Here is a 22,448-nt window from a genome sequence, read left to right as displayed (position 1 = left end):
GCATGTTCGGCGGCGTCTTCGGCTTCGAGCTTCGCTACCAGATGCGCAACCCGGTCTTCTGGGTCGCAGTGGTCGTCTTCTTCCTGCTCTCGTTCGGCGCGACGACGATCGACCAGATCCAGATCGGGTCGGGCGGCAACGTCCACAAGAACGCGCCCTTCGCGATCGCGCAGGTCGTGATCATCATGTCGCTCTTCTACATGTTCGTCTCGACCGCGTTCGTCGCCAATGTGGTGGTGCGCGACGACGAGACCGGCTTCGGCCCGATCGTGCGGGCGACGCGGATCACCCGCACCGCCTATCTGCTCGGCCGCTATACCGGGGCCTATGTCGCCGCTGCTGTCGGTTTCCTCGCGGTGCTGGCCGGCATCTGGGTCGGCACCTTCATGCCCTGGGTCGACAGCGAAGTGCTCGGCCCGAACGCCTTCTCCTATTATGCCATGCCGTTCCTGTGGATCGGCCTGCCGAACCTGCTGCTGACCTCCGCCCTGTTCTTCGCGCTGGCGACCGCGACCCGGTCGATGATGGCGACCTATCTCGGCGTCATCGCCTTCCTGATCCTGTGGACCATCGCCAGCGTCGTGCTCGATCGCAACCCGGCCTATGAACTGGCGGGCGCTTATGGCGAGCCGTTCGGCATCGGCGCCTTCTCCTATGCGACCAAATATTGGACGGCGGCCGACCGCAACACGCTGGTGCCGCCGCTCGACGGCATGCTCCTGTGGAACCGCGCGGTCATCGTCGCGATCGGGCTCGGCGCGCTGGCGCTGGCGACCGCGACCTTCCGCTTCGGCACCAAGGCCTCGAAGGCCAGCCGTCGCGCGCTGAAGCTGCAGCTGCAGGGCGACGCGCCGGCACCGTCCGGCCCGATCGGTCCGGTGCCCGTGCCCGGTTTCGGGCGCGCGACCGCGCTGGCCCAGCTCCGCGCGCGTACCCGGCTCGAGCTCGGCCAGGTGTTCAAGAGCCCGGCCTTTTTCGTGCTGATGGCGCTCGGCCTGTTCAACGCCGCCGGGGCGATGGTCGATTTCGGGGAGCTGTTCGGCACGCCCGTGCTGCCGGTCACCCGGGTGGTGATCGGGCTGCTGCAGGGATCGTTCGGCATCATCCCGCTGATCATCGCGGTCTATTATGCCGGCGAGCTGGTCTGGCGCGATCGCGACCGCAAGATCCACGAGATCATCGATGCCTCGCCGATCCCGGACTGGGCCTATGTCGTGCCCAAGGTGCTCGCGGTCATCCTGGTGATGTGCTCGATCCTGCTGGTCAGCGTCGTCGCCGGCGTGGTGGCGCAGCTGCTTCACGGCTATGGCGAGTTCGAGCTCGGCAAATATCTGCTCTGGTACGTGCTGCCCGACACGATCAACTTCACCCTGATCGCCGTGCTCGCCGTGTTCATCCAGGCGCTCAGCCCGAACAAATATATCGGCTGGGGCGTGATGGTGTTCTACTTCATCATCGTCCGCGTCACGCTGCGCAATCTCGGCTTTGGCGATGCGCTGTACAATTACGGCCAATCTCCCCCCGTGCCGCTTTCCGACATGAACGGCATGGGCAAGTTCTGGATCGGCGCCTGGTGGCTCCGGCTCTACTGGTCGGCCTTTGCGGTGATGCTGCTGGTGCTTGCCCATGCCCTGTGGCGCCGCGGTACGGAGACGCGGCTGCGGCCACGGCTGAAGCGTTTGCCGCGCCGTCTCGCCGGTCCGGCCGGGCTGGTCGGTGCCGCGGCGCTCGCGCTGTTCGTCGCCAGCGGGGTGTATATCTTCATCAACACCCATGTGTGGAATCACTATACCACCCAGGTCGCCGACGAAGCCTTCATGGCCGATTATGAAAAGGCGCTGCTGCCCTATCGGAAGCTGCCCCAGCTTTCGGTAACCGCCGCGCGCGTTGCGGTCGATCTGCGTCCGCAGGAACCGGGCCTCACCGCCAGGGGCGTGCTCACCCTCGTCAACAAGACGACGGCTCCGATCCGCGACGTGCATGTGCGCATGGGCGATCAGGTGACGCGGATCGGGTCGTTCGCCATTCCGGGGGCGACGCTCGTCCGCGACTATCCGAAATTCCAGTACCGCATCTATCGTCTCGCGGCCCCGCTCGCGCCGGGCGGCACGACCAGCCTGACCTTCCGCACCGAGCGCACCCAGCACGGCTTCCGCAACAGCGGCAGCGACACGCGCGTCGTGCAGAACGGCACCTTCGTCAACAATTTCGAATTCGTGCCGTCGATCGGCATCGACCAGAGCGGCATGCTGCAGGACCGGGTCAAGCGCCGTAAATACGGCCTGCCGCCGGAGCTTCGCCCCGCGAAGCTGGAGGACATGGCCGCGACGCGCTTCAACCAGCTCCGCACGGACTGGATAAAGACCGACATCACCGTCACCACCGATGCCGGCCAGACCCCGATCGCGCCGGGCTACAAGGTCAGCGACACGACAGCCAATGGGCGGCGCACGGCGCGGTTCGTCGTCGATGCGCCGATCCAGAATTTCTATTCGGTCCAGTCGGCGCGGTATGTCGAGAAGCACCGGATGCATGATGGCGTCGATCTCGTCGTCTATTACGATGCAAGGCACGGGGCCAATGTCGATCGCATGCTGGCCGCCTTCGCGCACGGGCTCGATTATTATCAGCCCAATTTCGGTCCCTATCAGTTCCGCCAGGCGCGCATCATCGAGTTCCCGGATTACGCGCAGTTCGCCCAGGCGTTCGCCGGCACGATGCCCTATTCGGAAGGCATCGGCTTCATCGCCGACCTCTCCGATCCGGAGAAGATCGATTACGTCACCTATGTGACCGCGCATGAGCTGGCGCATCAATATTGGGCGCATCAGGCGATCGGCGCGGACATGCAGGGCTCGACCATGCTGACCGAGACCCTGGCACAATATTCGGCGCTGATGGTGATGGAGAAGCTGTACGGCCGCGACCAGATCCGCCGCTTCCTGAAATTCGAGCTCGACCGCTATCTGCGCAGCCGCGGCGGCGAAGTGATCGAGGAGCTGCCACTCTACCGGGTCGAGAACCAGCAATATATCCATTACCGCAAGGGCTCGCTGGTCATGTACCGGCTGAAGGATGCGCTGGGCGAGGCACGGGTCAATGCCGCGCTGAAACGCTATCTCGAACGCTTTCGCTTCAAGGGCGCGCCCTATCCGCGCTCGCTCGACCTGATCGCCGAGTTCCGCAAGGGGGCGAGCCCCGAGGAACAGGCGCTGATCACCGATCTGTTCGAACGCATCTCGCTCTACGACATCAAGACCAGGGCTGCGGTCGTGAAGAAGCTGCCCGATGGCCGGTTCGAGACCACCCTGACGGTCGAGGCGCACAAGCTCTACGCCGACGGCAAGGGCAAGGAGACCGAGGCGAAGATGGCCGAGACGGCGGAGTTCGGCCTGTTCGCCGCGATGCCCGGCCGGGGCGCCTTCGCAAAGAAGGACGTGCTGCTGCTCCAGCGCCTGCCGCTCAGGACTGGGACTCAGACGATCAAGCTGGTGACGGCGACGAAACCGGCCTTTGCGGGTGCGGATCCCTATAACGTCCGGATCGATCGCAACTCCGACGACAATGTCATCGCGACGACGGAGTGAGGGTCAGGGCGTCGTCGCAAAACCGGCCGCCACGGCATAGACCACGCCCTCCCGGTGCGGATCGAGCCCGATCAGCCGGTTGAGCGCGCCGTCGCGAAAGCCGCCCATGCAGAGCGTCGCCAGCCCCAGTTCGACCGCCGCGAGGCAGAGATTCTGCGCGACATGGCCGGCCTCGAGCAGAATGTAGCGATAGCCCCGCGGCCCATATTTCTTCTGCGACCGCGGAAACACCGCGCCGATGCAGACGACGATATTGGCGTCGATAATGAACGGCCAGGTGTAGAAGATCGTCGCTGCCTCAGCCTGCCAGTCGCCGGCACGCACCAGTTCGAGCGCAGGCCCGCGCGCATCGAAATGATAGATGCCATCGGCCAGTCCCTCCACCTCGCGGAGCAGCAGATACAGCTCGAGCGGATAGAGGCCCCCCGCCGAGGGAACGCCCCGCCGGAGAAAGGCATGGCCGCCCTCAAGTGCGGCCCGGTCGACGATGCCATAGGCCGCGTGCAGCAGGTCGGAGAGCATCTGCCCGCTCATCGCCCGGTGCTCGAACGCCCGCACTGAATACCGCGCCGCCGCCAGCGCGACGACGCTGCCCGGGACAGGCGGCGGCAGCGGGATACGCGTCGCGTCGAGGTGATCCTTGAACTCCTGCGCAAAGGGCGCGCCGCGATAGGCCTGTTCGTTCAGCCAGGGCTCGGAATTGAGGTGGAACAGCCGGGAAAGCTGCATGGGATCGTCGATCGGCAGCATCGCAGCCATCAGGCCAGGGGATGGGGGCAGGGGTTGAGCGTCGCCTCGGTGCGCGCCGCGTCGCGCAGGCCCCAGGCGACCGGCGCGTCGAACAGTCGCGTGCCGCCCAGCCGGGCCTCGCCATGGCCGAAATGGATCGGCTGGAAACCCGTGGCGATGCAGCGGACGACGCGGATGCCGGTCGCGACGATGTCGGCCCCGGTGATGTCGACATAGGCGACCCGCGCGCCCGCGCGGACCAGCCCGTCGACGACCAGGTCGAGCGCCGCCGCGGGATCGGCGGTCTCTGGCCGGGGGAGATCGTCCAGCGCCACGCTGTCGCCCCGGTCGAGGAAATCGAACTCGCCCAGGTTGCGGCGGAGCGCATGGAAGGCGGGATGATCGTCCAGCCCGCGCACATCCTCATAGCTTCTGAGCCGCTCGGCATGGTCGGACTGCCCCGATCGCGCCGCCTCGCTCGGACGCGCCTGGCAGGCCTCGAACACCGCCTTGTCCAGCGCCGCGACCGGATCGACATCGCACCCCATGCCGATCACCCGCGCCGGCCCGTTGCCGGCCAGGTCGTCGAGCACCGCCAGCATCACATACGGCACCTGGTCGGTCGCCAGCCGGTAGAGCCGCAATTCCACCCCATGCAGCCGGTAATGCCGCGCGATCGAGGCCGCGTGGCACCCGTTCTGCGGTATCGCGATCCGCGTTGCCGGCAGCTGGTTCATCCAGCCGATCAGCAGCGCATCCCGCTCGATCACCTCGTAAAAACCGCTCAGGATCGCCCGGGTCAGATCGGCCCCTGCGGCAAGCCCGTTGGAGGTCGTCGCGGTGACATGGTCGGCCGCCAGCGGCATCGGCGTGACGAGATAGACCAGCCCCGCCGGCAGCGCGACCTGCGTGCCCGCAGGCAATTCCACGCCCCGGATCCAGGATATCGGCACCTCGGGCGACCAGCGAGCATAACGCGCGTCCGCCTCATATTGTGCGTCCGAATAGAGCACGCAGTCGGCCGGCGTGATCGCGTCCGGCTCGGCCGGGCCGGTCCACACGCGCGCCGCGTCCCAATGATAGGCGCTGTAGCGCTCCACTGCCTCGCCGATCGCCGAGAGCTTCGCCTGGGTCTCGGTCGCGCCCTTGCCGCCGCTCAGCCTTTCCGCCGCCGGCGCGGCGCGGAAATCGAAATGCGACAGCATCGCGGTGAACAGATGCGGCGGCACCGGCTCCTCCGCCCCGCGTTGCTGATGTGTGACCTCGGTGATGATGCCGGTCCGGCGGCTGACCAGCAGCTCCATCGTCCGTTCCGCGCCGGCGTTCATGCCGCGGCGCCCGTGTCGCACACCGGGCAGCCGGGCTTTTTCAGCACGACATGCTTCTCCTGCCGCAAGGTGAGCAGGCTGGTCACGATCAGCCGGCCGTTGAGCGCGGGCTCGGCGATGCCGGTCAGGATATTGACGGCCTCGGCCACCAGCATCCCGGCCAGGATCTCGGCGCCCCAGGCCAGATTCTCGCGCCTCGCGCCGAGATCGCGGCGCAGCCGGTCGAGCCGCCGCTCCAGCGCGAAGCGCGTCTGCGGATCGGCCGCCGTCGCCACCTCGCGCATCCGGTAGCACATATAGCAGGGGCCATCGGGCGAGGCGTCGAACCCCGGCCCGGCAACGACCTCGCTGCCTTCGAGCGATCCCGTCAGCCAGGCGACCCCGGCGCCGCGACACGCCCGATTGAGCTTCAGCGCGAGATTGAGTTCGCCGGACTCGAGGCAGGAGATGACGAGATCGCTGCCTGCGACCAGCGCGGCGATCGCCTCGCTGTCTTCGGGGCGGTCGCCCGCCCATGCGATCATCGGGTCAGGCATCGTAGCGGCCAGGCGCTCCGCCACCAGCTCGGCACGGTTGCGGCCATTGTCGTCCTCAGCGAACAGCCCCGAAAAATAGGGTGATGTCGCGTCCGCCATAGCGGGATCGATACACAGGATTTGCCCCACGCCAGCGGTGGCGAGCAGCCGCGCGACGCTTGCGCCCGCACCGCCCATGCCGAATATCGCGACCTTCGCTGCGGTCAGCCGCGCCTGCGCGCCGCGCCCCTCGGGCGCCGTCTCGTCGAGATAGCCGAGCTGAGTCGCCAGCCGCGCGGGCGGCTCCGGGGTCGCTGCGCCATCGATCAACAGGCCCTGTCCCGCCAGCATCTCGATCGCTGCCTCCAGTTCGTCGCGCGGAAAGGCGGCAGCGGCGGAATCGCAGATCTCGTCCACGCTGCGGGTGCCGTCGAGCAGGGGAAAGACGATCCGCTCGAACTCGCGAAAGGATCGCCCCTTCATGGTGAGTGACCGGCGCCACGACACGAAACGGAGCTGCTCCGCGCCCGATGGGTCGGGTGGCTCGGTCCAGGTGAGGAAGCAGCTAGGCAGCAGCGGTTTCTGCAACCCGGACCTCCCGCATGTCAGCCGCCGGGCGGTCCCGGAATACGGCAAGGCTCAGCACCCGGTCGCCATCGCGCGCGACCAGCCGCCGCGCGTCGAAATCGGCGACGATCGCCTCGATCGCGGCGTCATCGATGCCCAGGTCCCGGGCGACATGCGCCACGGTCGCGGCCCGATCGCACCGCGCATAGACAAGCGCGGCAAGCCCGGCAAAGTCGTGGCGCGCCGCCACGGCCGCTGACCGGCTGTCGAAGATGGTCAGGCGATCGCCGGCGAAATGCGCGTCGAGTCGCGGCGGCTCGGCAGCGGCGCGACCGTCGATCCATCGCCGCGTCTCGCGCTGCACCGGCGCCAGATAGGTCTGCGGATCGCGCCGGTCCGGGTAATCGAAATCGAAGAAATAGGCGAGTTTCGACAGGTCGCGCCGGCCGAGCGGGAAGACGTAGAAATAGGCCTGGGCCGGGCGCAAATTGGTGAAGCCGAACCGATCGGGCTCGCCGTGAAACGGGCTGAACCGGTCGAGCCGCACCATGCCGCAGGAACATGGCGGATCGAGATGCGTGAGCCGCGGGATCAGCGCGGCCATCCGCTCATATTCGGCCGGGTCCTCGCCCGGGAAGCCGCCCAGGATATTCCACGACACCTCGATGCCGACCTCGCGGCACCAGCGCATCAGCTGGATGTTCTGGAAGCCGGTGCAGCCCTTGCTCATCAGGGTCAGCACCGCGTCGGAGAAGCTTTCGATCCCCGGCTGGATCTGATTCACCCCGCCCGCACGCAGCTTGACCAGCTGCTCGAGCCGCAGATTGGCCTTCACTTCGTAGAACAGCTTCAACTCGTGCGGCGATGCCGCCAGGCGGGCGAACAGCGTGTCGATATAGCGCAGGTCGAGGATGTTATCGACGCAGCCGATATTCTCCGACTCATAATGGGTGAGCAGATAATCGATCTCCTCGAACACCCGGTCGGGCTTCTTGGACCGGAACACCATGGTGTCGCCGTTCAACCCGCAAAAGGTGCAATGATGCTTGGCGCCCCACCAGCAGCCGCGCGAGGATTCGAAGACGAGATGCCCCTTGAACAGCCCGGCTAGCGCGGAGGTGGAGAGATTGCCGAAATAGTCCTCGAAGTCGGGATAGGGCAGGGCGTCGAGATTGGTGACCGCGGGCGACCGCGCCGGCAAATTCACCTGGCCCTGCTGCAACACGCCGCCGATCGGCTGCGGATCGGCACCGCCCAGCAGGCGATCGAGCAAGGCGGGAAAGCTCAGATCGGCCTCGCCCGAACAGACATAGTCGATCCACGGGAAGCTGCTGATCAGCTGCAGCCCCATCTCGCCTTCGCAATTCGCCCCGCCGAAGACGATCACCGGCGGCGCGGGCAGCGCCTTCAGCCGGCGCGCCACCGCCAGGCAGGCACAGGTCTGGTGAAATACCGTCGAGAAGCCGACGATCCGCGGTTCGCGCGCCATGATCGTGGCGACGCACGCGTCGAGGAACCCGGCGACCTGCGTGCGCACGCGCATCAGCGCCGCGATGAAGGCGGGGTCGCCGCCCGCCATCGGGCCGAAGATATCGTCGAAATAATCGGCCGGCGCGGGGATGTCGTCGCCGAACAGGTCGTCCGCGAACACCCATTCGCCGAGCAGCATGTTGGGCGGGAATTCGGAGGCGACGCGCTGATAGTCGCCAATGCCCATCAGCCCCGCAAGATCGAGGTTGAAATAGATCGCCTCGGCTGAATGGCCCGCGCGGCGGACCTCGGGAATCAGCAAGCTGACTCCCATTGAGGGCCGCCCCACATCGGCGAACGGCATGATGGGAAAGACGACATCCACGCGCCGCACTCCCCGCTAAACGCTCGCCGCTTGTTCAGACCCTGCCCCGCGACTGCCGCCTGGAGCAGACACCGGGCTCAACCGCCCAGCGTGCCGAAGCCGCCGCCGCTGATCGGCCCGCCCGGCAGGCCGCCGCCGCATTCGTTGATGCACTGCTCGATCGTGCAGGCGCGAATGGTGCATTGCTGGACGACGGTACAGGCCCGGATGGTACATTGCTGGACGACGGTGCACGCGCGGATGGTGCATTGCTGCACCACGCAGGGATGGACGATGCATTGGTGCACGACACAGCTGGTCACGCACGGTTGCGGCTGCGGTATCGGTGTGAGCGCGGTCGCGCCCCCCTCGGCCGTGGGCGCCACGCCGCCATGTATCAGGGACGCGACCTTGTGATAGGCGCGCATCTCGTCTTCCGAGACGTGCAGGCCGCTCAACTTGTCTTCGAGCGCCGCAAGACGCATCTCGAGAGTCTTCTCGTCACTTGTTTCAGCCATGGCTGCCTCCATCAGTGTTCAGTAGACACGACAACGCATCAGCGCCAAGTTATTTGGCGCGAGTCGTTTTTGCTGGATTGCGGCTATAGTATCAGTTTCAGGAACATCTTCAACAAAAAGCGCAGAAAACCGATTGGAAACTATAGCAAGATTCCAACCTATCTTGTCGTTTCTGTCCAATTGCTGGCTGGCTAGCCTTCGGCGTCAGCCTTGAGTGCGGCGAGCAGCTCCTGCCACCACTGGCCATGACGCTGCAGGAAGGTCATGCCGACCATCCCATGCCGCGCCGCATGCGGCGCCGGGACGCTGTCCCAGCCGAGGTGCTCGACGGTGACGCGCGTCTCCCCGCCGATCGCCTCGAACCGCACATCGATCCGGGTCGACTGATCCTTGGTGAAGCTCGCCTGGCGCCAGGTCAGGCCGAGCCGAACGCCCGGCTCCCAGGTCGTCACCCGCCCGATCTCGAATATGGCGCCGTCCGCCTGGGTCTCGGTGAAGCGCCCGCCCTCCATCGGCTCGATCGCCAGGGTGCCGGGGCCCGCGCGGGTGAAGCTGAACAGCTGGTTGTGCCGCCACCAGAGATGGATCTCGCGCGTGAACGCCTCGAACACGCGGTCCGGCGCGGCCGCGATGCGCAGCGCGACCAGGACGCGCGAGCTCATGGCCGCGCCTCGACATGCGCCTTGAGCGCCGCGAGCTGATCCGCCCAGAGCTGTTCGGTCTCGTCTACCCAGGATTTGAGCCCCGCCATCGATCCCGCCTTCAGCGCATAGATGCGCACGCGCGCGTCATAGTCCGGATGTACTTCCTCGATCAGCCCGCCCGCCTTCAGGGTGCGCAAATGCCGGCTGAGCGCGGCGGGGCTAAGCCCGACGCTCTCGGCAAGCTCGCCGGCACGGTGCGGCCGGTCGCGCAGCAGCTCGACCACGCGCCGCCTTGTCGGGTCGGCGAGCGCGGCAAGCGTGCGATCGATCGCGGCGGCCGCGCTCAGGAGAACATCTCGATCTTGAGGCCGGTCGCCTTCTCCGACTCCTCGACCGAGAAGGGCCGCTTGTTCTGCGCGAAGGTCCAGACATGCCCTTCGGGGTCGCGGGCGCGATAGGTGCGGTCGCCATAGAATTGGTCGGTCGGTTGCTCCACGATCTCCGCGCCGGCCTCCACCGCGTGCGCGCAATGCGCGTCGATGTCGCTGTCCAGCTTCACATGCAGGCCCTGGCTGTTCTTGCCGCCGATGCTCGCCGGACTGGCGGTATAGTCGGCCCATTCATTGCCGATCATGATATAGCCATTGCCGAAGCTCAGCTGGGCATGGACCATCTTGTTGTCGGGATCGGTGATCAGCATGGCCGGCTCGAAGCCAAAGGCCTTTTCGAGCCAGGTGAAGGCCGCCAGCGGATCGCGATAGAAGATGGCGGAGGCAAGCGAGGCTTGAGTCATGAGATCATCCTTCACGAGTCGATCAATATTTAACGTTATAGGCAAATATATTCACGCAGGTCAAATTCGCGCGCGCCGCCTATGATCGTGCCAGGGAGATGTCTCATGCGGATCATGCTCGCCACACTGGCGATGGCCATCGCGGTACCGGCCGCGGCCGAGGACCGCGCGGCCTTGGTGGGTGTCTATGACGGCCACCAGACCGAGATGGGCGCCCAGTTGAGCCTGACCGCCGATGGCCGGTTCGAATACGGCCTGGTCTATGGCGCGCTCGACGAGGCGGGGCAGGGGAGCTGGGTGGTGAAGGACGGCCGCGTGCTGCTGACCAGCGACCCAGTCACGCCGCCGCGCTTCGTCTCCACCGGGCAGAAACCCGCGCCGGCCGGCACATTGCGCCTGTCGCTCGAGACGCCCAAGGGCGTGTCGCCGCACTATTTCGATGCGGTCGTCACCTCGGCGAAAGGCACCACCAAAGGCGGGCAGTTCACCGAGGAGGGCCTGTCGCTGCCGCTCGACGCGGCCGACCCGCCAGTCAGCGTACGGCTGTTGCTGCCGATGTTCGATCTGGCGGGCGATATGGTGCCGATCGATCCGACCCAAGGCTATTGGCTGAGCTTCCGCTTCGAGCCGAACGACATCGGCAAGGCCGATTTCCGCGAAACCGCACTGACGATCGACAAGGGCGACCTGGTGTTCGACCGCTTCGGTCGCACGATCCGGTTCAGGAAAGTGGAGTAACTATCTTCCCAACCACTCGCAGACGAAATCGCCGATGCCGCCCGCCCTAAGGCGTCGTCGGATCGCGCCGCACGGGCACCGGCGCGTCCTGCCAGCCGCCGCCCAGCGCCTTGAACAGGCTGATCTGCGCATCCGCCACCGCCGCGTCGGATTGGGCCAGCGCGGCGCGCGCATCGGCGCGGTCGCGCTCGGCCTGGATCAGTAGCAGGAAGCTGTCGGCGCCGTAGTCGAAGCGCATCCGGGAAAGCCGCGCCGCCTCGGTGCTTGCCTGGGCGGCGCGGGCAAGCGCCGCATTCCGGTCCAATGCCCCCGCATAGCGGGCCAGTGCCTGTTCGACTTCCTTCAGCGCGGTCAGCACCGTTCCGTCGAAGCGGGCGAGCGATGCGTCGGCGCCCGCCTCGGCCTGGCGGACACGCGCGCGCGTCGCGGTCATGTTGGGGAAGCTCCACGAGATCAGCGGCCCGAGCGACCAGGAGAAACCGGCCGGCTTGAAGATGTCGCCGGGCTTCTGCGCGCCGAACCCGACCGCGCCAAGCAGACGGATCGAGGGATAGAGATCGGCCGTCGCCACGCCGACGCGCGCCGTGTCGGCCGCCAAGGTGCGTTCGGCCGCGCGAACGTCGGGGCGACGGGCGAGCAGCGCCGCGCCGTCACCGACCGGCACCGTCACGGTCACGCGGGGCGGGGCGGTGCATTTGTCGGCATCGGCATCGATCGCTTCAGGCGTATGGCCGGTCAGCGCCGCCAGTGCGTAGAGCGCGGCGCGGCGTTCGGCCTCGAAGGTCGGGATCTGCGCCTGGGTGCTGGCGAGCAGCACATCGGCGCGTTGTACGTCGCGGCGGGTGCCGCGCCCGGCTTCGAACAACGTATTGGTCAGATCGAGCGTCTGCTGCTGCAGCTTCACCGTCTCGAGTGCGACCGAGCGTTGTGCAGCATTCGAGCAGGCCTGGGCATAGGCGCGTGTCGTCTCCGCCGCGACCGAGACCCGGGCTGCGTCGAGCTGCGCGGCGGCGGCATCGGTGTCGCCTCGTGCCGCCTCGATCGCGCGCGTCACGCCGCCAAACAGGTCGATCTCATAAGAGGAGTCGAAACCAAGCGAGTAGAAGTCGGTCTCGAACGCCTTGCCGGTCGGGCTCTGCGTCGCCGCGGTGCGGCTGCGCGTCGCCTGGGCACTGAGATCGGTGCTCGGCAACCGCGCGCCGCGCTGCTCGGACAGCACTGCCCGCGCGCGCGCGAGGTTCGCCGCGGCGGTGCGGATATCGGTATTGTGCGCCAGCGCGTCGGTGACGAGTCGGTCGACCACCGGATCATTATAGAGCTGCCACCAGTGATCGGGCAGCGGCGTCGCGGCGACGCTGTTGCTGCGGGTGGTCTCGGCGAATCCGGCGGCCGAACTGCTTGGCGTGGCGGGGTGCTTGTAGTCGGGGCCGACGGTGCAGGCGGACAGGGCGAGGACGCTGGCCACCACCCCTAATGCCTTCCCCGGCGAAGGCCGGGGTCCAGTTGGGATAGCTTCTCGATCAATCGCTGAGGTTCGCCCAACTGGACCCCGGCCTTCGCCGGGGAAGGGGAATGAAGCGGAATAAGAACGCATCATGCCGGCTCTCCCGCAGGCTCGGTATGCGGCGGCTCGGCCTTTTTGTGCGGGATCTTGCTCGACACCCATTCGCCCAGCTTGCGGCTGATGACATAGAAGCTCGGCGTGAACAGCAGGCCGAAGGTCGTCACACCGATCATCCCGAAGAACACCGCGACGCCGAGCGCCTGGCGCATCTCGGCGCCCGGGCCGGAGCCGATCACCAGCGGCAGCACGCCAAGGATGAACGCGATCGAGGTCATCACGATCGGGCGCAGGCGCTGCTCGGCGGCATGTTCGGCGGCTTCGTGCATCTCCATGCCCGCTTCCTCGTTCTGGCGGGCGAATTCGACGATCAGGATCGCGTTCTTCGCCGCCAGGCCGATCAGCACGACCAGGCCGATCTGGGTGAGGATATTATTGTCCCCGCCCATCAGGTTCACCCCCAGGATCGCGGCGAGCAGGCACATCGGCACGATCAGGATGACGGCGAGCGGCAGCACCAGGCTTTCGTAATTCGCCGCGAGCAGCAGGAACACGAACAGCACGGCCAGCCCGAACACCAGGCCGGCGGTATTGCCCGCCTGCTGCTGCTGGAACGCCAGCTCGGTCCATTCGAAGCGCATGCCCTTGGGCAGAGTCTCCTCCGCCAGCTTGGCCATGGTCTTCAGCGACTGGCCCGAGGAGAAGCCGCGCACGGTATCGCCCTGGAATTCGGCCGAAGGGTAGAGGTTGTAGCGCACCACGCGGTACGGGCCGCTGTCGTTCTTCAGGGTCATCACCGCATCGAGCGGCACCATCTGCCCGCTGGCGGAGCGGGTGCGCAGATGGCCGACATCCGATACCTGGTCGCGGTACGGCGCATCGGCCTGGGCGGTCACCCGATAGGTACGGCCGAGGAAGTTGAAGTCGTTGATATAGGTCGAGCCGAGATAGGTGCCGAGCGTCGAGAAGACATTCTCCACCGGCACGCCCAGCTGCTCGGCCCGCTCGCGATCCACATCGGCGAACAGGCGCGGCGTGCGCGTGTTGAAGGTTGTGAAGGCGCTGGTGATGCCCGGCGTCTGGTTCGCCTTCATCATCATCGCAAAGGCGGCGCCTTCCAGCGCCTTGTAGCCCAGATTGCTGCGGTCCTCGATCAGCATCTTCCAGCCGCCGCCGGTGCCGATTCCGCGCACGGGTGGCGGCGGCACGACCAGGATATTGCCGCCGTTGATCCCGCTGAACGCGCCGCGCAGCTCGTTGGCGATCACATCGGCATTGGCGCGGTCGGCATGCGGCTTCAGCGGGATGAACATCGCGCCCGCATTGGGCGCGGTCGAGAAGGTCGCGCCGTCGAGGCCGGCAAAGGCGACGGTCGCCTCGCTGGCCTTGTTGGCCAGCGCGATCTTGCCCGCCTGAGTCATGATCTCGGTCGTCCGCTGCAACGAAGCGCCCGGCGGCAACTGGATGACGGCGATCAGATAACCCTGGTCCTGCGCCGGGATGAAGCCAGTCGGCGTCGCGGTGAAGCGCCACCCGGCCAGTCCGATCAGGCAGACATAAACGATCCCGACCAGCGCCAGCGCCCGCACCGCACGCGCGGTGAACTTGCCGAAGCGCGTGCCGACGCGTTCGAAGCCGTGATTGAAGCCGCGCGCGAACCGGCTCGGCAGGCCGAGCACGCCCGCGCGAGGTTCGCCCTCATGCTTCGGCTTCAGGATGATCGCGGCCAGCGCCGGCGACAGGGTCAAGGACACGAATGCCGAGATCACCGCGGCCGACACGATGGTCAGTGCGAACTGCTGGTAGAACTGGCCGGAAATGCCGGGGATGAAGCTGGTCGGGATGAACACGCCGCACAGCACGAGCGCGATCGCGATCAGCGCGCCGGACACTTCGTCCATCGTCTCATGCGCTGCCTCGCGGGGGGTTAGCCCCTTTTCGTGCATCAGGCGCTCGATATTCTCCACGACCACGATCGCGTCGTCGACGACGATACCGACGGCGAGCACCATGCCGAACAGCGACAGATTGTTGAGGCTGAAGCCGAACACGGCAAGCATCGCCAGCGATCCGACCAGCGACACCGGCACCGCGATCAGCGGGATGATCGTCGCGCGCCAGCTCTGCAGGAACAGCAGCACGACAAGCGCGACCAGGATGATCGCCTCGATCAGCGTGTGATACACCGCCTCGATCGACGCCTGGATATATTCGGTCGGGTTATAGGGAATGCTGTACGCCATCCCCTGCGGGAAGCTCTTCGCTGCCTCGGCGATGTCGGCGCGCACGGCCGCCGCCGTGGTCAACGCGTTCGATCCCGGCAGCTGAGTGATGGCGATGCCGATCATCGGCTTGCCCGAGAGGAAGGCGTTGATGCCGTAATCCTGTGCGCCGATCTGCACCCGCGCGACGTCGCGCAGGCGCGTCAGCCGCCCCTGGTCGTCGCGCTTGACGATGATCTCGCCGAACTGTTCCGGGGTGGTGAGCCGCCCGGTCGCCTGGATGCCGAGCTGGAAGGCAGTACCGCCCTGGTTGAACGGCGGCGCACCGACCGACCCGACCGCGACCTGCGCGTTCTGCGCCCGGATCGCGGCGACGATCTCGTCGACGGTCAGGTTGCGCGACGCGGCGCGATCCGGATCGACCCAGACGCGCATATTGTAATCGCGCCCGCCGAACGCCCGCACGCCGCCGACGCCGGGGATACGCGCCATGCGGTCGATGATCTGCGTCGTCGCATAGTTGGAGACATATTGCTGCGGCAGCGAGCCGTTGGGCGAGGTCAGCGCGATCACCATCAGGATGTCGGGCGAATTCTTCAGCACGGTCACGCCGACCTGGCGGACCTCGGCCGGCAGGCGCGGCTCGGCGGTGGAGACGCGGTTCTGCACCAGCACCTGCGCCTGGTCGACATTGACGCCCTGCTTGAACGTCACCGTGATCTGCAGCGATCCGTCGCCGGTGGCCGACGAGGACATGTAGAGCATGTTCTCGACGCCGTTGATCGATTCCTCGAGCGGCGCGGCCACGGTTTCGGCCAGGGTCTCGGCGGTCGCGCCGGGATAATTGGCGGTGACCACCACGGTCGGCGGCGCGATCTCCGGATATTGCGCGACGGGCAGGCCGGGATAGGCGACCAGCCCGAACACGACGATCAGGATCGACATGACGGCCGCGAAGATCGGCCGCTCGATGAAGAAATGGGGGAATTTCACGGGATCAGTTCGCCGTGGCTTCGGACGGCGGCGGTGCCGTGTCCGGTTGCGATGTCGGGCCCGTGTCAGCCGCCTGCGGCTTCATCACGACCTTCTTTGCCTTTACCGCGGCGCCGGGCTGCAGGGTGGTGATACCCTCGATCACCACCTCGTCGGTCGGCGCCAGGCCAGTCTTGATGACGCGAAGGCCCTCGACCTGCGGCCCGGTCTCGACCGGTCGCGGCGATGCCTTGCCGTCCTTGCCGACGACATAAACTAGCTTGCGGGTCTGGTCGGTGATGATCGCCTCGTCAGGGACGAGCATCGCCCTGTAGGTGCCCGAACCGAGCAGGCGCGCCCGGCCGAACATGCCGGGCGTCAGGAAGCCATCGGGATTGGCGATCACGGCATGCGCGCGGATCGTGCCCGAATTGGTGTCGATCGCATTGTCGACGAACTCCATCCGCCCGCGCCAGCGAAAGCCGCTCTCGTCGGCGAGCTGAACCTGGACCGGATTGGGCGTGTTGCGGGACGAGCCACGCTCGCCCGTGCGGGCCTGGCGGATATATTTGAGGTAGAAGCTCTCGGCCCCCTCGAAGGAGAACCAGATCGGATCGGTCGAAACGACGCGGGTCAGCACCGTGGTGCCCTCGGTCGCGAAATTGCCCTTGGATACGCGCCGGTCGGATACCAGGCCGGTGATCGGCGACCGGACGGTGGTGAAGCCGAGGTTCAGCCGCGCGTTGCTGACATTGGCCTGCCCTGCCGCGAGATCGGCCGCGGCGCTGCGCACATTGGCCTGCTTCGTTTCATATTCTTCCTTGCTGATCGCCTGCGCGGCGAGCAACTTGTCGGCGCGGGCAAGCTCGGACCGGGCGTTGATCAGCGCGGCGTTCGCCTTGGCCGACTGCGCCTGGGCCTGGGCGAGCGCGGCGGCATAGGGCCGCGGGTCGATCGTGAAGAGCGGCTGGCCGGAGCGGACGCGCTGCCCGTTGACGAACAGTACCTGGTCGATCGTGCCCGACACGCGGGGGCGAAGCTCGACATCCTGGATCGCCTCGAACCGGCCGACATATTCGTCCCAGTCGACCACGTCGCGCTGCAGCGGCACGGCAACGGTGACCTGGGGCGGCGGCGGCGCGGGCGGCTTGCCGCTGCCCGAACAGGCAGACAAGGCGAGCGCCGCAGCGGAAATGAAGGAGGCCGAAGGCCAGCGGAAAACAGTCGGCATCGGTTGGCTCATCCCCTTGTCGGCCAGCTTCTTCTTTTTCCGAGCATCCCCGCAATGATCCTGGGTCTCGCGCCCGGCACATAGTCGTGGTGCAAGTGCGAACGTTGCGAGCGGTTTGCAAGGCCGATCCAGCCGATTTCGACCCCATATTAGCGCTAACATATTGCGGAGGAAGTGTAACTTTCTTTCCGCTTCTTTTCCCAACAATTCTCGTCGACCGGAAAATCGCGACCAGTGTGTCCATCGGGCGGCTCGCTCGGCCATATCGCGCGCTTCAGCAGGACGATGCAACAGGCGGCCCTTGGCAACCGCAGGCAACCGTGTTGCGGGATGCCGCAGGAACAATCCTGCCGGCGGCTGGTTCTCCTTTTCTTGGGCATCGGCCGGAGGGGGCTGGAACGATGGTAAGCGGGGAGGGCGAGGCGCAGCCGACGAGCAGGTTCGAGCTGCTCGTGCAGAGCGTTACCGACTACGCGATCTACATGCTCGACCCGAGCGGGGTCGTGACCAGCTGGAATGCCGGCGCGCAACGCTTCAAGGGCTATACCGAGGAGGAAATCCTCGGCCATCATTTCTCGCGCTTCTATACCGAGGAGGACCGTGCCGCCGGCTTGCCGGCGCGGGCGCTCGCAACCGCCCTGAACGAGGGACGGTTCGAAGCGGAGGGGTGGCGCATACGCAAGGACGGGACGCGTTTCTGGGCCAATGTGGTGATCGATCCGATCCGCGATACGGACGGCACCTTTATCGGCTTCGCCAAGGTGACGCGTGACCTGAGCGAGCGGCGGAAGGCCGAGGAGGCGCTGCGGCACAGCGAGGAGCGATTCCGCCTGCTCGTCCAGAGCGTGACCGATTATGCGATCTACATGCTCGATCCGACTGGCCTGGTGACCAGCTGGAATGCCGGCGCGCAACGCTTCAAGGGCTATACCGAGGAGGAAATCCTCGGCCATCATTTCTCGCGCTTCTATACCGAGGAGGACCGCGCCGCAGGGCTGCCCGAAACCGCGCTCGACACCGCGGCGCGCGAGGGCAGGTTCGAGGCGGCCGGCTGGCGCGTGCGCAAGGACGGCACGCACTTCTGGGCGTCGGTCGTGATCGATCCGGTGCGCGACCCGAAGGGCCGGCTGGTGGGCTTCGCCAAGATCACGCGTGACCTGACCGAGCGCCGCGAAGCGCAGCAGGCGCTGGACCTGGCGCAGGAGGCATTCTTCCAGTCGCAGAAGATGGATGCGATCGGCAAGCTGACCGGCGGCGTCGCGCATGATTTCAACAATCTGCTCGCCGTGATCATCGGCAGCCTCGATCTGGCCCGGCGCCGCATCCCCGAGGGAGCGGATATCGGCCGCTTTCTCGACAATGCGATGAGTGCGGCAGAACGGGGGGCGACCCTCACGCAGCGCATGCTCTCCTTCGCGCGCCGGCAGGAACTGAAGCTCGAAACGGTCGATGTCGGGAATCTGGTGCGCGGCATGGCCGAGCTGCTCCAGCGGACGATCGGTGCGGGAATCAGCATCGACACCGAATTCCCGCTCCGCCTGGCGCCCGCCCGTGCCGATCCGTCCCAGCTCGAGCTGGCGGTGATGAACCTGGTGGTGAACGCGCGCGACGCCATGCCAGACGGCGGCAGAGTGACGATCGAGGGCAAGCAGAGGCGGATCGGGCGCGGTGCGGGGCTGCAACCCGGCGATTATGTCCGCCTGTCGGTGGTCGATCGCGGCCAGGGCATGGACAAGGTGACGCTCGCGCATGCGATGGAGCCGTTCTTCACCACCAAGGGTGTTGGCAAGGGCACAGGACTGGGCCTGTCGATGGTGCATGGTTTCGCCGAACAATGCGGCGGCCGGCTGATCCTGAAGAGCCGTCCGGGCAGGGGCACCAAGGCGGAATTGTGGCTGCCGTTTGCGACGGCGGCGGCGGACCCCGATCCAGGCGACCAGCCGCCGGCACCTCATATGGCGATGGAGCCGCTGGTCGTGCTCGCGGTGGATGACGACGCGCTCGTTCTGACCAACACGACGGCGATGCTAGAGGAAATGGGGCACCGGGTGCTGCGCGCCGCATCGGCGCGGGAGGCGCTAACGATTGTCGAGCGGGAGACGATCGACCTGGTCGTGACCGATTACGCCATGCCGGAAATGACGGGGGCGGACCTCGTGGCCGCGCTCCCGGCCTCGATGCCGGTCCTGATCGTCTCGGGCTATGCGGAAATTCCCGCTGGCGGAGAGGCTATCGGCGCCAGGCTGACCAAGCCATTCCGTCAGGAACAGCTTGCCGATGCGATACGGGACCTGATGCTCCAACGCGAGGCGACGGTCGAACAATGACCGGCGAGGACACGCGCCGGCTTTCGTTATTTGGCGGCGGCGACCTTGTTCGCGACCCGGCTGCCCGATGCAGCCGGACCATGGGCCGCGGTGCGGGTCAGCTCGGTTTGCACCTCGTCGGCCCGGATCCGGTCCAGCAGGAACCACACTGCGGCGGACAGCAGGAAAAGCAGCGCGAAGGTGATCAACACCGGCACTGCCTCGCTGTCCTGTGCCGCGACCGCCTGTTTGGGCTGGTCGTCGGTCTGATCGGTCATACCGTTCCCCATTATCTGGCGGTGCAACGATGCTGCATTCCGCCGGTTCCCTCCGGGAATCGAGCGTATGCGGTCCGCAGGGGTTGAATCCCCGTCACACCGCGATCGCCGATGCCCCTTAATAGGGTCATGAGCGATATAGAAAGCCAAAGGCGTCGGAATGGTATCGCCGGGAGACGAAAATGCGGCAAACCCGTCCCTCGCCGGGCTTGAAACTTCCGGCGCGAAGAATCGTTCGACGCTGATGACCGCAACCGAATACGACTGCCTCGTCGATCGCAAGTCCCTCCCCGATACCGCCGTCCATGCCATTCGTGAATGCTGGTTCCTCGCCCGGAGCCTGGTTCCCGCCGGCAAGACGTTGCGGCGCCGCCTCGCCAACCGGGGCGGGCCGCGCATCCTGCTGCTCCCTGGCCTGTTCGCGACCGATGCGGCGATGCGGCCGATGCGCATGGCGCTGCGCTATGCCGGGTACCGCGCCTATCGCTGGGGCCTGGGGCGCAACATGGGCGCCTCGGCCGATCTGTTCGAACGCCTGGACGCGCGGCTCGACCAGTTGCAGCGTCGCGACGATCGTCCGGTGATCCTGCTCGGCTGGAGCTTTGGCGGGCTCATCGCGCGCGAATATGCCAAGGTCGCACCGCACCGCGTGCGCGCCGTCATCACCCTTGGCAGCCCCTTTTCCGGCGATCTCAGTACGACGATGCTCGCGCGGGTCTATGAATGGATCGCCGGCCACCGCGTCAGCGCGCCGCCGATCCAATGTACCCTGTCGGAAAAGCCGCCGGTCCCCACCGCCGCGATCTGGTCGCGCTGCGACGGCGTCATCCCCGTCTTCGCCGCGCGCGGTGCCGCCGGGGAGGCCGACCACCGAATCGAGGCCGGGTGCGCGCACCTGGCCTATCCGTCCGACGACGGCGCGCTGGTAGCGGTGCTCGACGCGATCGCGCGCTGCTGTCCGGACGAGGCGATCGTGCCGCCTGCTTCCCGGCCGGTATTCACCGGCATGGACATCCCGGGACTTCCGGCCTGATCTACCGACATGCCTCGATGTTAAGGCGCCGCGCACCGGCTGCGTCTAGACCGCGACATTATCTCGCTTGCGTGCTGGTCCGGCGCGGCGAACAATGGAGCCGACATGACTCTTGAAAAAAAGGCGGCGACCGGCGTTGCCGGACTGGATGACATCACCGCGGGCGGCCTTACCCGGGGCCGCCTCTATTTGCTCGAAGGCAGTCCCGGCACGGGCAAGACCACGATTGCCTGTCAGTTCCTGATGGCCGGCGCCGCGGCCGGCGAACGCTGTCTCTACATAACCCTTTCCGAAACCGAGGAGGAATTGCGGGACAGCGCCGCCTCTCATGGCTGGGTGTTGGACGACAGGATCGAGGTGTTCGAGCTGGTGCCGCCCGAAAGCCTGCTCGACGAGGACCAGCAGCAGAGCCTGCTCTATTCCTCCGATCTCGAGCTGGGAGAGACCACCAAGCGCATCTTCGAGGCGTTCGAACGGGTGAAGCCCGATCGGGTAGTGCTCGACAGCCTGTCGGAGATCCGCCTGCTCGCGCAGAGCTCGCTACGGTATCGCCGCCAGATCCTCGCGATGAAGCATTATTTCTCGCGTCACGGCACGACCATCCTGATGCTCGACGACCTGACGACCGAAATGCTCGACAAGACCGTGCACAGCGTCGCGCACGGCGTCATCCGGCTCGAGGAATTGTCGCCCAATTACGGCGCGGAGCGCCGCCGCCTGCGCGTGGTGAAATATCGGGGCCAGCGTTTCCGCGGCGGCTATCACGATTTCGTGATCGATACCGGCGGCGTGCGGGCCTTTCCGCGGCTCGTCTCGGCCGAGCACAAGAACAGTTTCAGCCGCGATCTGGTGGCGACCAGGCAGGCGGCGCTGAACGCGCTGCTGGGCGGCGGCTTCGAACGCGGATCTAGCACCCTCATCATCGGCCCGGCCGGTACCGGCAAATCGTTGCTCACCCTGACTTTCGTCGCGGACGCGGTCGCGCGGGGCGAGCATGCGGCGATGTTCATCTTCGACGAGGAAATGGGCCTGCTCACCTCGCGCGCGAAGGCGCTGGGCATCGATCTCGTCGCGATGGTCGAAAGCGGGTCGCTGACGCTGGAACAGGTCGATGCGGCCGAACTGACCCCGGGCGAATTCTCCCAGCGCGTGCGCAACTGCGTCGAGACGCACAAGGCGCGTACCGTCGTGATCGACAGCGTCAACGGATACCAGGCGGCGATGCCGGAGGAGCAGGCGCTGATCCTGCACATGCACGAGCTGCTGCAATATCTGAACCGCCAGGGCGCGACGACCTTCCTGACCGTGGCGCAGCACGGCCTGGTCGGCGACATGAAGGCGCCGGTCGATGTGACCTATCTGGCGGACACGGTCATCCTGCTGCGTTATTTCGAAGCCGCCGGGCGCGTGCGCCGCGCGATCTCGATCGTGAAGAAACGCACCGGCGCGCATGAGGACACGATCCGCGAATTCCGGATCGGCAGCGAGGGCATCACGCTCGGCAAGCCATTGACGGAGTTTCAGGGCGTGTTGCGCGGCGTACCGTCGCTGATCGGTTCCACGCCACACGACGGGTTCGCCGACGAATGAGA

The 22,448-nt window shown here is 66.5% G+C and carries 17 protein-coding genes; 5 read left to right on the top strand and 12 right to left on the bottom strand.

The genetic code is table 11. The features are described 5' to 3' along the window. The first annotated feature begins 2 nt into the window (after positions 1-2). Entirely contained in the window at positions 3-3,587 is a 3,585-nt protein-coding gene (locus tag AC1DX5_RS09135) for an ABC transporter permease/M1 family aminopeptidase (protein WP_478014982.1), read from the top strand. A 3-nt stretch (positions 3,588-3,590) separates the two neighbouring features. Here the strand turns inward: AC1DX5_RS09135 and AC1DX5_RS09130 are convergent, their stop codons facing one another. From AC1DX5_RS09130 to AC1DX5_RS09095, 8 genes are all read right to left on the bottom strand, one after another. Next, positions 3,591-4,346 carry a SagB family peptide dehydrogenase gene (locus AC1DX5_RS09130; protein WP_478014980.1) on the bottom strand — a complete coding sequence of 252 codons (756 nt, stop codon included), beginning with the start codon at positions 4,344-4,346 and terminating at the stop codon, positions 3,591-3,593. Next, positions 4,346-5,644 carry a YcaO-like family protein gene (locus AC1DX5_RS09125; protein WP_478014979.1) on the bottom strand — a complete coding sequence of 433 codons (1,299 nt, stop codon included), beginning with the start codon at positions 5,642-5,644 and terminating at the stop codon, positions 4,346-4,348. Before AC1DX5_RS09125 ends, AC1DX5_RS09130 begins: the two co-directional genes overlap by 1 nt. Further along, entirely contained in the window at positions 5,641-6,747 is a 1,107-nt protein-coding gene (locus AC1DX5_RS09120) for a TOMM precursor leader peptide-binding protein (RefSeq protein WP_478014977.1), read from the bottom strand. The genes AC1DX5_RS09125 and AC1DX5_RS09120 overlap by 4 nt, the downstream gene beginning before the upstream one ends. Then, complete coding sequence (locus tag AC1DX5_RS09115; protein ID WP_478014975.1) at positions 6,725-8,581, bottom strand: RiPP maturation radical SAM C-methyltransferase; 1,857 nt, start codon at positions 8,579-8,581, stop codon at positions 6,725-6,727. The genes AC1DX5_RS09120 and AC1DX5_RS09115 overlap by 23 nt, the downstream gene beginning before the upstream one ends. 77 nt (positions 8,582-8,658) lie before the next feature. Then, a complete protein-coding gene (locus AC1DX5_RS09110; RefSeq protein WP_478014973.1) occupies positions 8,659-9,078 on the bottom strand; it encodes a hypothetical protein in 420 nt (139 codons plus the stop codon). A 191-nt stretch (positions 9,079-9,269) separates the two neighbouring features. Then, positions 9,270-9,740: an SRPBCC domain-containing protein gene (locus AC1DX5_RS09105; protein WP_478014971.1), complete on the bottom strand. Its 471-nt coding sequence runs from the start codon at positions 9,738-9,740 to the stop codon at positions 9,270-9,272. Continuing rightward, positions 9,737-10,051: an ArsR/SmtB family transcription factor gene (locus AC1DX5_RS09100; protein ID WP_478015219.1), complete on the bottom strand. Its 315-nt coding sequence runs from the start codon at positions 10,049-10,051 to the stop codon at positions 9,737-9,739. The genes AC1DX5_RS09105 and AC1DX5_RS09100 overlap by 4 nt, the downstream gene beginning before the upstream one ends. 14 nt (positions 10,052-10,065) lie before the next feature. Beyond that, a complete protein-coding gene (locus AC1DX5_RS09095; RefSeq protein ID WP_478014969.1) occupies positions 10,066-10,515 on the bottom strand; it encodes a VOC family protein in 450 nt (149 codons plus the stop codon). A gap of 105 nt (positions 10,516-10,620) precedes the next feature. Here AC1DX5_RS09095 and AC1DX5_RS09090 point away from each other — a divergent pair, with 105 nt between their 5' ends. Further along, positions 10,621-11,253: a hypothetical protein gene (locus AC1DX5_RS09090; protein ID WP_478014967.1), complete on the top strand. Its 633-nt coding sequence runs from the start codon at positions 10,621-10,623 to the stop codon at positions 11,251-11,253. Between the two features lie 46 nt (positions 11,254-11,299). Here the strand turns inward: AC1DX5_RS09090 and AC1DX5_RS09085 are convergent, their stop codons facing one another. The 3 genes from AC1DX5_RS09085 to AC1DX5_RS09075 all read right to left on the bottom strand — a co-directional run bounded on the left by AC1DX5_RS09085 (position 11,300) and on the right by AC1DX5_RS09075 (position 17,239). Beyond that, positions 11,300-12,721 carry an efflux transporter outer membrane subunit gene (locus AC1DX5_RS09085; RefSeq protein ID WP_478014965.1) on the bottom strand — a complete coding sequence of 474 codons (1,422 nt, stop codon included), beginning with the start codon at positions 12,719-12,721 and terminating at the stop codon, positions 11,300-11,302. 125 nt (positions 12,722-12,846) lie between these two features. Next, complete coding sequence (locus AC1DX5_RS09080; RefSeq protein WP_478014963.1) at positions 12,847-16,029, bottom strand: efflux RND transporter permease subunit; 3,183 nt, start codon at positions 16,027-16,029, stop codon at positions 12,847-12,849. Between the two features lie 4 nt (positions 16,030-16,033). After that, on the bottom strand, positions 16,034-17,239 hold the full coding sequence (locus AC1DX5_RS09075) for an efflux RND transporter periplasmic adaptor subunit (RefSeq protein ID WP_478014962.1): 1,206 nt from the start codon (positions 17,237-17,239) through the stop codon (positions 16,034-16,036). 401 nt (positions 17,240-17,640) lie between these two features. Here AC1DX5_RS09075 and AC1DX5_RS09070 point away from each other — a divergent pair, with 401 nt between their 5' ends. After that, complete coding sequence (locus AC1DX5_RS09070; protein ID WP_478014960.1) at positions 17,641-19,566, top strand: hybrid sensor histidine kinase/response regulator; 1,926 nt, start codon at positions 17,641-17,643, stop codon at positions 19,564-19,566. 26 nt (positions 19,567-19,592) lie between these two features. Here the strand turns inward: AC1DX5_RS09070 and AC1DX5_RS09065 are convergent, their stop codons facing one another. Further along, positions 19,593-19,823 carry a hypothetical protein gene (locus AC1DX5_RS09065; RefSeq protein WP_465170568.1) on the bottom strand — a complete coding sequence of 77 codons (231 nt, stop codon included), beginning with the start codon at positions 19,821-19,823 and terminating at the stop codon, positions 19,593-19,595. A 244-nt stretch (positions 19,824-20,067) separates the two neighbouring features. Between AC1DX5_RS09065 and AC1DX5_RS09060 the strand changes: the two genes are divergently transcribed. Both AC1DX5_RS09060 and AC1DX5_RS09055 read left to right on the top strand, forming a co-directional pair. Next, a complete protein-coding gene (locus tag AC1DX5_RS09060) occupies positions 20,068-20,856 on the top strand; it encodes an alpha/beta hydrolase (RefSeq protein ID WP_465170567.1) in 789 nt (262 codons plus the stop codon). A gap of 105 nt (positions 20,857-20,961) precedes the next feature. Continuing rightward, the gene (locus AC1DX5_RS09055; RefSeq protein ID WP_478014958.1) at positions 20,962-22,446 is read left to right on the top strand and encodes an ATPase domain-containing protein; all 1,485 of its coding nucleotides are present in this window, start codon (positions 20,962-20,964) and stop codon (positions 22,444-22,446) included. The last annotated feature ends 2 nt before the right edge of the window (positions 22,447-22,448 follow it).

The sequence above is a fragment of the Sphingomonas sp. P2_B6 genome (genome assembly GCF_056404755.1).
The sequence above is the reverse complement of the archived record's forward strand: the minus strand, read 5'-3'. Positions and strand labels throughout refer to the sequence as shown.

Bases quoted from the DNA above. Each gene is read 5' to 3' on its own strand.
- AC1DX5_RS09135 (WP_478014982.1), top strand. From the start codon at position 3: ATGTTCGGCGGCGTCTTCGGCTTCGAGCTTCGCTACCAGATGCGCAAC.
- AC1DX5_RS09130 (WP_478014980.1), bottom strand. From the start codon at position 4,346: ATGGCTGCGATGCTGCCGATCGACGATCCCATGCAGCTTTCCCGGCTG.
- AC1DX5_RS09125 (WP_478014979.1), bottom strand. From the start codon at position 5,644: ATGAACGCCGGCGCGGAACGGACGATGGAGCTGCTGGTCAGCCGCCGG.
- AC1DX5_RS09110 (WP_478014973.1), bottom strand. From the start codon at position 9,078: ATGGCTGAAACAAGTGACGAGAAGACTCTCGAGATGCGTCTTGCGGCG.
- AC1DX5_RS09105 (WP_478014971.1), bottom strand. From the start codon at position 9,740: ATGAGCTCGCGCGTCCTGGTCGCGCTGCGCATCGCGGCCGCGCCGGAC.
- AC1DX5_RS09095 (WP_478014969.1), bottom strand. From the start codon at position 10,515: ATGACTCAAGCCTCGCTTGCCTCCGCCATCTTCTATCGCGATCCGCTG.
- AC1DX5_RS09090 (WP_478014967.1), top strand. From the start codon at position 10,621: ATGCGGATCATGCTCGCCACACTGGCGATGGCCATCGCGGTACCGGCC.
- AC1DX5_RS09075 (WP_478014962.1), bottom strand. From the start codon at position 17,239: ATGCCGACTGTTTTCCGCTGGCCTTCGGCCTCCTTCATTTCCGCTGCG.
- AC1DX5_RS09070 (WP_478014960.1), top strand. From the start codon at position 17,641: ATGGTAAGCGGGGAGGGCGAGGCGCAGCCGACGAGCAGGTTCGAGCTG.
- AC1DX5_RS09065 (WP_465170568.1), bottom strand. From the start codon at position 19,823: ATGACCGATCAGACCGACGACCAGCCCAAACAGGCGGTCGCGGCACAG.
- AC1DX5_RS09060 (WP_465170567.1), top strand. From the start codon at position 20,068: ATGACCGCAACCGAATACGACTGCCTCGTCGATCGCAAGTCCCTCCCC.
- AC1DX5_RS09055 (WP_478014958.1), top strand. From the start codon at position 20,962: ATGACTCTTGAAAAAAAGGCGGCGACCGGCGTTGCCGGACTGGATGAC.